This window comes from Pseudomonas iranensis (assembly GCF_014268585.2).
Classification (GTDB): Bacteria; Pseudomonadota; Gammaproteobacteria; order Pseudomonadales; family Pseudomonadaceae; genus Aquipseudomonas; species Aquipseudomonas iranensis.
In genome coordinates this window covers 2,709,815-2,722,221 of record NZ_CP077092.1, presented here as the reverse complement: position 1 = coordinate 2,722,221, position 12,407 = coordinate 2,709,815, and the positions used below count along the sequence as shown (strand labels likewise).

The 12,407-nt window shown below is 58.2% G+C and carries 12 protein-coding genes; 7 read left to right on the top strand and 5 right to left on the bottom strand.

What is annotated here, in order from left to right; all coding sequences use genetic code 11:
• Nucleotides 1-26 precede the first annotated feature (26 nt).
• The gene (locus tag HU724_RS12310; RefSeq protein WP_186569002.1) at nt 27-326 is read right to left on the bottom strand and encodes a hypothetical protein; all 300 of its coding nucleotides are present in this window, start codon (nt 324-326) and stop codon (nt 27-29) included.
• Between the two features lie 104 nt (nt 327-430).
• On the opposite strand from HU724_RS12310, the gene HU724_RS12305 reads away from it, so the two are divergent.
• Together HU724_RS12305 and HU724_RS12300 are read left to right on the top strand one after the other, a co-directional pair.
• Nucleotides 431-1,042: an LbetaH domain-containing protein gene (locus HU724_RS12305; protein WP_186569001.1), complete on the top strand. Its 612-nt coding sequence runs from the start codon at nt 431-433 to the stop codon at nt 1,040-1,042.
• Between the two features lie 287 nt (nt 1,043-1,329).
• Nucleotides 1,330-2,337: a LysR family transcriptional regulator gene (locus tag HU724_RS12300; RefSeq protein ID WP_186569052.1), complete on the top strand. Its 1,008-nt coding sequence runs from the start codon at nt 1,330-1,332 to the stop codon at nt 2,335-2,337.
• On the opposite strand, the gene HU724_RS12295 is transcribed toward HU724_RS12300, so the two are convergent.
• Complete coding sequence (locus HU724_RS12295) at nt 2,334-2,795, bottom strand: Rid family hydrolase (protein ID WP_186569000.1); 462 nt, start codon at nt 2,793-2,795, stop codon at nt 2,334-2,336. The two genes, HU724_RS12300 and HU724_RS12295, sit on opposite strands and share 4 nt — an antisense overlap.
• 214 nt (nt 2,796-3,009) lie before the next feature.
• Between HU724_RS12295 and HU724_RS12290 the strand changes: the two genes are divergently transcribed.
• The gene (locus HU724_RS12290) at nt 3,010-3,402 is read left to right on the top strand and encodes a helix-turn-helix domain-containing protein (RefSeq protein WP_039758866.1); all 393 of its coding nucleotides are present in this window, start codon (nt 3,010-3,012) and stop codon (nt 3,400-3,402) included.
• Between the two features lie 311 nt (nt 3,403-3,713).
• Here HU724_RS12290 and HU724_RS12285 read toward each other — a convergent pair whose 3' ends face one another.
• Nucleotides 3,714-4,100: a cupin domain-containing protein gene (locus tag HU724_RS12285; protein WP_125926132.1), complete on the bottom strand. Its 387-nt coding sequence runs from the start codon at nt 4,098-4,100 to the stop codon at nt 3,714-3,716.
• A 71-nt stretch (nt 4,101-4,171) separates the two neighbouring features.
• Nucleotides 4,172-4,996, bottom strand: a complete 825-nt coding sequence (locus HU724_RS12280; RefSeq protein WP_129998497.1) for an AraC family transcriptional regulator — start codon at nt 4,994-4,996, stop codon at nt 4,172-4,174.
• Nucleotides 4,997-5,181: 185 nt separating this feature from the next.
• On the opposite strand from HU724_RS12280, the gene HU724_RS12275 reads away from it, so the two are divergent.
• Nucleotides 5,182-6,165 carry a helix-turn-helix transcriptional regulator gene (locus HU724_RS12275; RefSeq protein ID WP_186569051.1) on the top strand — a complete coding sequence of 328 codons (984 nt, stop codon included), beginning with the start codon at nt 5,182-5,184 and terminating at the stop codon, nt 6,163-6,165.
• A gap of 93 nt (nt 6,166-6,258) precedes the next feature.
• Nucleotides 6,259-7,386, top strand: coding sequence for a mechanosensitive ion channel family protein (locus HU724_RS12270; protein ID WP_123442720.1), 1,128 nt, complete (start codon nt 6,259-6,261; stop codon nt 7,384-7,386).
• Between the two features lie 36 nt (nt 7,387-7,422).
• Here the strand turns inward: HU724_RS12270 and HU724_RS12265 are convergent, their stop codons facing one another.
• Nucleotides 7,423-9,342: a tyrosine-protein phosphatase gene (locus tag HU724_RS12265; RefSeq protein WP_186568999.1), complete on the bottom strand. Its 1,920-nt coding sequence runs from the start codon at nt 9,340-9,342 to the stop codon at nt 7,423-7,425.
• Between the two features lie 338 nt (nt 9,343-9,680).
• Here HU724_RS12265 and HU724_RS12260 point away from each other — a divergent pair, with 338 nt between their 5' ends.
• Together HU724_RS12260 and HU724_RS12255 are read left to right on the top strand one after the other, a co-directional pair.
• On the top strand, nt 9,681-11,219 hold the full coding sequence (locus tag HU724_RS12260) for a methyltransferase regulatory domain-containing protein (protein WP_186568998.1): 1,539 nt from the start codon (nt 9,681-9,683) through the stop codon (nt 11,217-11,219).
• A gap of 280 nt (nt 11,220-11,499) precedes the next feature.
• Entirely contained in the window at nt 11,500-12,381 is an 882-nt protein-coding gene (locus HU724_RS12255; RefSeq protein WP_186568997.1) for a manganese catalase family protein, read from the top strand.
• Nucleotides 12,382-12,407 lie beyond the last annotated feature (26 nt).

Sequence of the window (12,407 nt, the reverse complement as noted above, 5' to 3'; positions counted from 1 at the left end):
AGCGCCTTTCCTCAGATGCGCAGTAACTATTGACGAGTGTCCGCCGCCTCGGCCGGGTAAAACTCGCCCTGCTTGCCCATTTCTTCGAGTCGTTCGCGCGCTACCGCCTCAACACGGGCCACTGCGTCACGATCCTCAGGATCCACCAATTGCAAGCACAGGCGCTGGACATTCTGATCATGCGTCCCCTCGCTAAGCATTTCGTGGGTGAAGACCTGTTCAGCACGCCATAGGCATAACTGGGTATGGGTCCCGCCGAGCCATATCTCGTTGATTGATCCAAGATCAGTGGTTGCCAATTGATCCACAGTGATTGTCTTATCCATTGCGCCGTACCTTGAAAATGCTTGTACAGGTACGACTGGCAGGCGTAGCGAGTCGTTCAAGTCGTCGACAGTCCACCCACGCCCCACTTATTCGGAAGACTCTTATGAAATCGCCAAAAATCGAAGATTACATCGCTCAATGGCCATTACTGGGCGTGGACTCCGCTGCCCCTTGGGCGGTGGTTCAGGATTGCGAGAGCCGGATTCTGGAATTGCTTGAAACGCTCGGCCCGGGATACCGGCGCCACGACTATTGTGCGATTCATGAAACCGCCATCGTTGAGCAAGGCGCCGTTCTCAAAGGCGCAATCATCATCGGCGCGGGCTGTTTCGTAGCAGCGGGCGCTTACCTCCGTGGAGGCGTTTACCTGGGCAAAAACTGCATTGTTGGCCCCAGCTGCGAGCTGAAAAGTACCTTCATGCTCGATGGCAGCAAACTTGCCCACTTCAACTTCGTCGGCGACTCATTGATTGGCGAAGCGGTAAATATTGAAGCCGGCGCGATCATCGCCAATTACCGTAACGAACTGGACGGGGCTGATATCAGGATCCGCCATGAAGATCAGGTGATCGACACAGGCGTCAGCAAGTTCGGAGCGCTGGTGGGTGACGGCTGCAAGATTGGCGCAAACGCTGTGATTGCTCCTGGCGCTTTGTTGCGGCCCCACACACGTGTTCCTCGTCTGGGGTTGATTGATCAGTTTGCTTATGAGTGAAACCAATTTTGGCGAGAGTACGTCTTCGGCCAATGGCATCCATCTTCATAGGCGCGTCCGTTATGCCCGCTTTCATAACATCGATTTTTCCTGGCCCAGATCCCAAACACCTCTTGCACAAAGGATGACCGCTTTGGGCCGAAATCGGCCAATAGCAAAAATCCAACCTTCGCCACCCCACCGACTGACACCTTGTTCAATCAGAATGCTTGGGCAAAGTCTGCTTGTGCACGCGATTTCTTGGTTCACCTCCAGCCATTTCGTATGATGAGCAATCTAAGTTTGGGATGCTTGGCGTGAAACCGTCATCAAAAAAAGCTTCAACCACTCCGCCCGTACCAACCGGCGTCACCCAGAATTTAAGCGATGCTGTAAGTCAGCTTTCTTGGGACGACTTGCGAATCATCAAAACGCTAAGCGAATGCGGTAATAGAGCCACGACAGCGAAACGGTTGGGGATCAATGTATCCACCGTATCGCGTCGCGTGGCTCAAGTGGAAAAGACACTTGGGGTCGCCCTATTTGACCACCGTCGCTCTGGGTACATGCTCACGCCAGAAGGCATCGAGTTAAAGGCGCTCGCCGAACGCGTCGAGCTTGATATCGTCAGCGTTACACGTCGGGTTTCTCGGGCAGGTCAAGGGCCACAGGGAAAGCTTCGGATCACTACCAGCGACTCCCTGCTTTTGTATTTCCTCACGCCGATCATCGCCGACTTCAAGGCGCTTAATGAAGGAATTGCCATCGAGGTGCTGGTCGGCAACGAGACGTTAAGTCTCGCCCGCGATGAATCTGACGTAGCGGTAAGAGCGACCAAAAAACCTGCCGAAAGTCTCGTCGGGCGCAAGCTCGCTTCGATCGCATGGGCGCCTTATGGCAGCATAAAACACGCGACTATTACCCCCTTCGCAGAAGGCCAGCGATGGGTGTCGTATTCCGCAGGATTATGTGGACTGAAGGCCAAAAGCTACGTCGAAGACAGAATCGGCGCCGACTGTATTTCTTATCGTACGGACTCCGTCGCGGCCGCGAGCGTCGCCATTGCGGCAGGACTTGGTTACGGCTTTCTTCCGTGCATGCTGGGAGACATTACGCCTGGGTTAACACGCGTAGGGCCAGTTGTGCGCGAACTACAGGACGAGCTCTGGCTGCTTACGCATCAGGACATTCGAAAGTCATGGAGAGTCAAAGCATTCATGACTTTTTGTGCAGCAGCCGTAGCGCATCAAAAGCCTTTGATCGAAGGGCAATTGGATCTCCCGGTTGCGCAGGGCGAAACCGGGAGCGTCTCTTAGTCGGCGCGAGATCCGATGACAGCTTTGCAGACAATTTCAATCAGCTGTGAACGTTGAGCCAACCTGGATACACCGATGATATTGCTCGCGCACTGTGGCCGCTCAGTGCGATATGCGGCTTTGCGCACATCACCTACGACGGCGAATGCCGCGTCCATATCCAATACGTACAGCGTTTCTTCGACGACATCATCAAGGGTTACTCCATAGAGCGCGAGCAGCTTGGCGATATTGTCGTAGGAGGCGCGCATTTGCTCTCCTATCGACGAGAAATCGCTGGGTTTACCCTCGCTATTCAGGGGCGCGGGAGCAACGAGATTACCCTCCTCATCGTGGTTGAACTGACCCGAGATATAGATCTCGTTTCCGACTTTTCTGGCCTGGGGATAGCCGTAGCCCTCCTCCCATGAGACTCCCCAGTAAGCGGTGTTTTTGCCGTGCGGTTGTGAGGCAGCCATTGCTTTCTCCTTGCAGATGACGAATCGAATGATGTCGATTCGAGTTGTCGGGAGGCAAAGGCTAGCATCGGGAACGCGACTGGAAATGTGCATTTTTGCGCCTCCAGTAGCGCAAAATTGCGCCCCCACCTCGTCGCGCCTTCCGTTAGATTTTTCCCATCGACTGACCGCTGGATTGAGCTGATCAACCGGCTAATGGGAAAAAGGAATCAGGATGAACAAGGAAACATGCGCGTCCTCACAAAAGGATCCGGCTAAACAAACCGGACAATTGAAACCCTGGCAGATCCAGCGCGCCAAGCAGCTGATGCTCGATAACCTGGACGCACATATCTCCGTGGCAGCTATCGCACAGGCGTGTGCGCTGTCGCGCAGCCATTTCACTCGTCAGTTCAAAAAAAGCACTCTCGTCTCACCCAAAGAATGGATGCGAGAGCAAAGGATTCTACGGGGCAAGCAGCTGCTTCAGACGTCAAGATTGTTGGTTGCAGAGATCGCACTAGAATGTGGTTTCTTTGATCAGTCTCACTTCAGTCGAACATTTGTGCAAACCGAAGGTGTGACTCCCAGGGCTTGGAAACAGAACAGTCAATCGCCTGCGCTGTGATTTGATGAGCTGCATAACGGGGCTAATTCGTACTTGCAGATTTAACCCCAGAATGCTGCGAATGGAGATAACAGAATCAGTCCGCCGACGACAACCCCATGCTAAACCACTCTCTACCTTGAAACGGCCGTCATTCATTAAGTCCAACACGAACACGCCAATCCGATGACCTATCAAATCGATAATCAAGTCCATGGTCCTTTCTCATAACAATCTTTGCATGAGAAGTCAGAACCCGCTTTTAACTCATAGCTGCTGGTCAGGTCAGCAATTGCAACTCTGCGCAGACATTGCACAGGATGTGCGTTGGATTATATCCAGACGTCGTTCAAAGCCGTTCTTTCGCCATCTTCATGCCCCGTGTTCAAGATGCCTCGCGGCTCGATCATCATCAGCTTGGCTTCACCTTGGGCAGCCGTGCGATGTTCCACGCCGCGGGGTACCACATAGAGTTCACCTGGATTCACATAGACGCAGCCTTCCAGCAGATCAATGCGCAAGGTGCCTTCCAAAACAAGAAATGCTTCATCGGTCTCAGGATGCGAGTGCCAGATGAATTCGCCTTCGATTCGCACAACCTTGAACTGGTAGTCATTCATCTCTGCCACAACCCTGGGACTCCATTGTTGTTCGATCAGCGAAGCCTTATGTGCCAGGTTTACAGGAACTGATGAATATTGATGACGGAGCTCTGCCATGACGAATCCTCTGTGGTTGAAGTCGCCAGCCTATAGAGCAAGGAATAGGGTCTCTTGTACGATCCTGCAACTCAGCGTGCGGCGCGCAATCGTTCCAGCCAGCGCATGGGCGGGATGCCGTAACAGCGGGTGAAATGTCGCGTCATATGACTTTGATCGTGAAACCCCGCGACGAGCGCTGCATCGACCAGGGTAAAACCTTCAACCACCAATGAGCGGAACCGGTCCAGGCGGCGCAGGGTGACAAATCGGTAAGGACTCGTACCGTAAAGCGTTCTGAAGTCGCGTGACAGGCTCCAGCGTTCGCGCCCGCTGGCACACTCGAGCATCTCCAGCGTGATGCATGAATCCAAGTGTTCCAGGATGAACGCTCTGGCACGCTCGGCTGCGCGGTAATCCAGGCGCTTGCGCCCGCGCGGCTTGCCCGCGACGGCACGCAACGCCATTGCCAAGTCATACAGCGCGTCCTGTTGCTCCAATGCTTCCAGCGGATGATCCACTGCTTGCACAAATGTTTCACTGGCATGTAACAGCCGTGGGTCGTTTGAAAGCCCCCCCGTGATAAAAGGCAAGGGCTCGCCACCCAGGATGTTTTGAATCATTGCCGGATCAATGTAAGCCATCCGATAACGAAAGCCTGCATCAGTCCCGGCCATGCCATCGTGAAGTTCGTCTGGATGAAGCACGAGCGTATTGCCGGGGATACCGTGGCGCAACGAGCCTACATAGTGAAAGCTCTGGACGCCCGCCAACGTGCGGCCGATGGAGTAGGTGTCATGTCGATGAGGATCGTAGCCGTGGCTGCCGAACCACGCTTCAATACGCTCGATTCCTCCTGGTTGAACACTGCGGATGACCCAGTCAGTGCTGTCTGGTTGGCCTTTTTTCCTATCCATGAATGCGTACGTTCCCGAGTCTGTTCGGTCGTGGTGATCTGTATGCCGGGAATATACAAGTGCGAGTATTGGCTGTCTGCTTTTGCCTGAAAGCAGTCCATGGTTCCGCCTTGTCACTGAACCGTCACACCCGCCTCCTACGCTCGACCGATCTCGACCGTCGCCCCAAGAGCCCGCATTCCAAAATGCCGCCCATCACCGCCACCTCCCCACCCCGCCAAAAGATCATCCTGCGCTCCGACAACCTCACCTCTTCCGACTTCGGCGCCCTGTTCTCCAGGCTCTTCGGCAACCGCTACGCCGATACTCCGCCGCCGCCCTCCAACATCATCATCGGGGGTGTCTACGGGCGGCACGACGGGGTGAGTTTTCGGCGTATGCATTATCACGGCGACTTCAGCGTCACCCTCCCCGATCCGCAGAACGAAATCACTTTCGTCATCCCTACAGCCGGCAAGATCGTTTTCAACCACGCCACCGAGTCCATTGGCATGGCGCACATCGGTCTGGCGATCGACAAGGCGGATATCCGTTCGATGCGCTTTGTTGATGATCACGCGCATCACGGCATTTCGATCAATCGTCAGCAGCTCACCGAGCGGTTGTCGGCGCTGCTGGAGAAACCGGTCGTGCAGAAGATCGTGTTTGAGCCAAGCGTGGATCTGAATACCCCGGCATTTCAGGGCCTCAAGGCGTTGATCGATCTGGCCACGGGCACTGAGTTCGATGCCTTGATCAACAGCGGCACGCTGATGCCGTCACGGTTGCGCGAGATGTTGATCGATGCGGTGCTGGAGGCGTGGCCGCACAACTTCACCGAGGCATTACGGGGGCCGGCGCCGTGTGTGGCGCCGCGACATGTGAAGGTGGCGATGGAGTTTATTCAGGCGCATCCGCAGCAGTTGGTCAGTGGCGTGGATCTGGCGCGGTTGAGCCATGTCAGCCAGCGCGCCTTGCAGGAGGGCTTTCGACGTTTTGTCGGGATGTCGATCGTGGCGTATCAGCGCCAGGTGCGTTTGCAGCGCGCCTATGAGGCGTTGGTGCGCGGGCATGCAGGCTCCGTGACGGAGGTGGCGTTGAGCTTTGGCTTCAGTAATGTCGGGCGCTTTTGTCAGTATTTTCAAAGCGCTTACGGCGTAAGCCCAGCGGAGTTGAAGGCCAGGCGTTGACCATTCGGTCCGGCGAAACCTGCATTTGATTGAACAGCAGGAATCTCAGGGCGACTAACCCCAGACAGGTCACTTGGCGAAAAGGGGGTTTCCATGACCGAGGATTTCATCGGCTTTTTCACGGCTCACACGATTTTAGGAATTTCACTGGCGAACTGGGTGCTGGCATTTCTCGCCGCGACGCTCAGTTATCTGCTGACCACCACGGCGATCCGTTTCGTGTTCCGCAAGGTGCAGGCCCGGGCCAGCGCCGGCAATGGGCATCTGACCTACATGGCCAGCGAAGTGCTGGCGGCGACCAGCACCACGTTGCTGCTGTTGGCATCGATTCTGGTCGGCATCGGTTTGCTGGATTTGCCGGAGCGCTGGCTCGGGCGGGTCAGCAGTTTATGGTTCGTGGTAGCGGCGTTGCAGGTCGGCCTGTGGACCAACCGCGCGCTGGCGCTGGGGTTGCATCGGTATTTCTCGCGGCATAACGCGACCGGCACTTTTCAGGCGAGCGCCCTGGCGACCCTGAGCCTGTGGGGCGTCAAGGTGTTGCTGTGGGCGGTGATTCTGCTGGCGATGCTGTCGAACCTGGGCGTGAACATCACTGCATTCGTCGCCAGCCTGGGTGTCGGCGGTATCGCGGTGGCGCTGGCGGTGCAGAACATTCTCGGCGACGTGTTCGCCTCGCTGTCGATTGCCGTCGACAAGCCGTTTGAGGTGGGTGATTTCATCGTCGTCGGCACGCTGGCAGGTACGGTCGAGCACGTCGGCCTGAAGACCACGCGCATCCGCAGTCTCGGCGGTGAGCAGATTGTCATGGCCAACGCCGACATGATCGGCAGCACCATTCAGAACTACAAACGCTTGCAGGAGCGTCGAGTGGTGTTCGAATTTCGTCTGACTTACGAGTGCACCAGCGAACAGATCCGCCAGATCACTCAACGCGTTGAAAGCATCATCAAGAACGAAAAACAGGCCCGATTCGACCGCTGCCATTTCCGCAGTTTTGGTGAAAGCGCGCTGGAATTCGAGACGGTATATATCGTTCTGGACGCCAGCTACAACGTCTACATGGACGTGCAGCAACGCATCAATCTGGCAATCATGGAAGCGGTGGCCGACCTGGACGCGACGTTCGCCTTCCCGGCGCGCACCGTGCATGTCGCCTCGCTGCCCGAACCCAGCGCGCAGCCGGCACGCACACAGCAACCTTCGCGTGCGCAGCATGCTTGAGCGCAAGAGCCCGGCAATTTGCCGGGCTCGCTGTGTTCAAAACGCGTAACTGGCCTTGAGTCCGCCATTGAAACCATGGCTGTCACCGCCACCGTTGGCGCCGACCTCAGCGCCTACACTCAGGGCGCCGAGATTGGCCATCAGATTAACGCCGCCGCTGAACTGGTCGCGATTGTCGAACGCCGCGCGCTGCTCGATATCCAGCCCCAGCAGGTGGCCTTCGCTGTCGACTTGCTGATCGCCGAGCGCGCGTTCATAGCCCACGCGAACGCCCGGGACCAACTGCCACGCACCCATCGTCACCGGGGCGAATGACACGTCGAGATTGGCTACCGCGCTGCGGCGGGTCTGCTCGATGCCATCGACGTCGAGCGCCAACTCACTGCCCTTCTCTTTGAAACCTTGCAAGTCGAGATGACTGACGCGAAAGCCCAGGCTCGGTTCGACAATCACGCTGCTCAGCGGCAGGCGATAACCCAACGCCACGGTCACGCCAGTGAGATTGCCGTGAGTGTCGCCCTTGGCAGTGCCGAGACCACCGCCAAGCTCGCGTTTGCTGTCGTAGTCGACATATCCGGCGCTGGCGTTGGCATCGACAAACATGCCGCGCTCAAGGCTGGTTAGGCCGTAACGCGCACCGAGGTTGAGGAAGGTGAAGTCAGTATCGGCCTCGCCACCCGCGTTGCCCACGCTGCCCTTGCTGTAGCCAAAGCTGCCGCGCGCGCTGAGTTGTTCGCTGAAGCGCTGGGTGATGCCGAGCATCAAGCCCTGGCTGTGCTCGTTGCTGCTATCGGCGTGGGCTGAGCCGTCGGTGCCGACGTAGCTGGCGAGCGCGGTGCTCCAGAGGCGGTATTGGCCGACCTTCAAATCGCTGCCGCTGGCGAACGGCGCAGCGGCTTGTTCGATCATCGCGTTCTGCCGCAATAGATAACTGGCCGCATCGGCGTGGACCTGACCGCCGACTTGAGATTCGACACCGCCCAGAGTGCCGGCGTCGATCGCCGATTGCAGGTAGTAGTTATAGGCGCTGTAGGTGCCGGACAGCTCGGAGTTCTGCAACTGCCGCAGCAATTCGGCACCAGCGGCGGCGTTGCCGACCAGCCCGGCCTGCCCCGGCAAGCTGTTGTACTCGACCAGTTTGCCGCGCAGTACGTAAATGGTTTCCTGGGACAGACCGAGGCCCTGCTTGAGGTAGTTGTCCATGCTGCCGTACTCGGCGGCGACCTGGTCGAGACCGGCCTGCAAGTAACTGGCCTGCACGCCGAGCAGCGGCTCGTAGACAGCGGCCATGCTCGGCGGCAGCGCTTTCAAGGTCGCGGCGACACGGGCGGCGGTGTAGTCGTTGGTCGCCAGATAATTGGCCATGATCGTCGCCTCATCGACGCCAGCGATGCTCTGCAACACGGCGGCGGTCCAGCCGGTGCGGTCCTTGCCGGCGGTACAGTGGAACAGCTGCGCGGCGTCGACACTGGCCAGCTCATTGAACAACTGGCCGAACTGCCCGCGCATGCCGGTATCGCTGACGAAAGCGCGGTTGGTTTCCTCCATCATCGCCACCGCTTCGGCGGCACTGTGGAACGAGATATTGGTGATGTCCGCACCCGAGGTGGTGCTGCCGATGATATCGATATTGCGGTAGGCCGCGCCCGTGATCATCGTGTCAGGCGTGGCGGCAATTTCGCTGGGCGTGCGCAAGTCGTAAATGGCTTTGATGCCTAGACCATTGAGCGTCGCCAGATCCGTCGCCGACGGCGTCAATGCGTTGGAGCGGTAGAACACGCCGCTGCGCATCACGCCGTCGTGGGCGGTGGAGTACGCGGTGGTGATGCCGGCGATGTCGCGAAAGTTGTCGATGCCGGACAAGCGCGGCGTATCAAGGGTGACAGGCTCGGCCGCGTGGGCAGCGGCGATGGACAGGCTCAGAACGGACAGCGAACACAGAAGACGTTGGAACACAGTGCAGCCTCATGAAATCAGCGTTGGGCTGGTCACTATGGGCAGGCGAGTGGGAAGGAATATGACAGTTTTGGCGCACAACAAAATGCCTGCGCGAATGGGCCGTGGGGTGCGTGATCGGTCCATCAATCCTGCTTGAATGTGTTGAAGATCCCTGTGGCAGCGAGCCTGCTCATGAAAGCGGCGTGTCAGCCGATTATATTCAAACTGAAAAAAAGCTTTCGCGAGCAGGCTCGTTCCCACAGGGTTTGGAGAAGTATCCGTTTTTTCAATTTGTCGCGCGCAATGCCAACCCCTTATAAGACTGCCATCACTTTCAAGAACAAGAGGCTGTACCCATGAGCAACGCCTGGAACGAAGGTTATTTCACCGACGAAGGCTACACCTACAGCTATAGCCGGGAGATCAATCCGGTGTTCCTGCGTTACTGCCTGTTGTTGCGCGGGTTCGCCACGCTGGAAAGCAACGACGGCGTGCACTGCGAACTGGGCTTCGGTCAGGGCGTGTCGATCAACATCCACGCCACCGCCAACCCGGGTTCGTTTGTCGGTACGGACTTTCACCCGGGTATGGCGGCCCATGCCATCGACCTCGCGACTGCCGCCAACAATGGCGCGCGTCTGTATGACGACAGTTTCGAACAGCTGCTGGCGCGCAATGACCTGCCGCAGTTCGACAGCATCAGCCTGCACGGTATCTGGACCTGGGTCAGCCGCGACAATCAGAAACTGATCGTCGAATTCGCCCGCCGTCATCTGAAACCGGGCGGCATGCTCTACGTCAGCTACAACTGCTTCCCCGGCTGGTCGCCGTCGGCGCCGCTGCGCAATCTGTTCAGCCTGCATGACCGTTTCGCCAATGCCTCGGCGCGCTCCGATGAGCGTATTGACGCCGCACTGGAGTTTTCCGAAGCGTTGCTCGCGGCCAATCCGAAGTATGCCGCTGCGGCGCCGAGTCTCGGCGCGCGGCTGCAAAGCATCAAGGGCCAGGATCGTCACTACGTCGCCCACGAATATTTCAACCGCGACTGGAACTGCATGTACTTCGCCGACATGGTCGACGCGCTGGCCCCGGCCAAACTCGACTACGCCACCACGGCAGTGCCGCTGGACTCGGTCGACCCGCTCAACCTGAGCGCCGAAGGCATGGACTTTCTGGAAACCATCGAACACCCGATCATGCGCGAGCAAGCGCGGGACTACTTCGTCAACCAGCACTTCCGCCGCGATCTGTACGTGCGTGGCGCGACGCGCCTGTCCGCTGCCGAACGCCGGGCGAGGATGCTGCACAGCCGTTTCGCGTTGCTGCAACCCTGGGAAACTGTCGCGGGTTCGGTCACCGGTCCTGCCGGCGAAGCGACCCTGCAAGCGGAAATCTACGGCCCGGTGTTCGATGCCTTGGCGGCGCAGAACTATGCGGCCAAATCCATGCGCCAATTGCTCTCCGAGACTGCGATGGCTTACGACGACCTCGAACAAGCCCTGGCCGTGCTGATCGGTATGGGCGCGGTCGCTCCGTGCCAGAGCGAGGCCGCAGAGTCGCAGGTCAGCGGTCGCTGCGCCGCGCTCAATCTGCAACTGTGCAAACGCTCGCTGTACGGCGCCAACATCCAGACTCTGGCCAGCCCAGTCACCGGTGGTGGCGTGACGGTCAGCCGCTTCCAGCAGTTGTTCCTGATTTCCATCAAGCAAGGCAAACAGCAGCCGGCCGAGTGGGCGCAACTGGCGTGGGGGGTGATCAGCGAACAAGGTGAAGTGCTGGTCGACAATGGCCAGCCGCTGCTCACTGCCGAAGCCAATATCGCCGCACTGACCGCACAGGCGCAGGTGTTTGCCGAGCAGACACTGCCTGTGCTGAGGGCGCTTAAAATCGCTTGATTGCAAACGAACCAAGGTGGGAGCGAGCCTGCTCGCGAAAGCGCTGGATCAGCCGCCAGATCGGTGACTGACGTACCGCATTCGCGAGCAGGCTCGCTCCCACATTGGTCGAGGAACGTGGCTAAGCCAACCGTCCTGTTTGCGGAACTTTCCCCGCTCTGCCGCCCGTCCTGCCACTTGGCAAAAAACGAAATTTCTGCTGCGCGCCCTCCTCACAAACTATGCATGCGCCAACGCCCACAAGGGCAAGGCGCGATAGCCTGGTCTGAGGAAAATTTGAATGTTCATACATAACAAGCGACTTCAGTACACCGTTCGCGTGGCCGAGCCCAACCCGGGTCTGGCCAGTCTGCTGCTGGAACAATTCGGCGGCGCCAATGGCGAGTTGGCGGCAGCGGCCCGTTACTTTACGCAGGCACTGGCCGAGGAAGATCCGGGGCGCAAAGACCTGCTGCTGGATATTGCCACCGAAGAGTTGAGTCACCTTGAGGTGGTCGGCTCGATCATCGTCATGCTCAACAAAGGCGCCAAGGGCCAACTCGCCGAGGGCGTTCAAGAGGAAGGCGAGCTGTACCGCGCGCTGAATGGCGCTGGCAATGACTCGCACATTACCAGCCTGCTTTATGGCGCAGGCGCGCCTCTGGTCAATTCCGCTGGCGTACCGTGGACGGCGGCCTACGTTGACTCGATCACCGAGCCTACCGCCGACTTCCGCTCCAATATCGCCGCCGAAGCGCGAGCGAAAATTCTCTACGAACGCTTGATCAACATCACCGATGATCCGGGCGTCAAAGAGGCGCTGGGCTTTTTGATGACGCGGGAAATCGCCCATCAACAGTCCTTCGAAAAAGCCCTGCATTCGATCCAGCCGAATTTCCCGCAGGGGAAACTGCCGGGGATGCCGGAGTTCACCAACAAGTACTTCAATATGTCTGGCGAGCCCAACGTTCGTGGTCCGTGGAACGAGGGCGGTGCGTGGGAGTACGTGGAAACTCCAGAGCCGGCAGTTGACGGCGGTGACGGTCTGGCGACCGTCAGCCTCCCTGCTGACGACGCAGAGGTCCTGGAAGCCATGAAGATCCGCACGGCGTCTGACCCACTCAGCGAGCCGGTGACCGGTGCTGATCTGGGCTCCGGTTACGTGCAAGGCAAAGATGTCTGAACCCCGTCCGGCGGCCCCGGATCGGG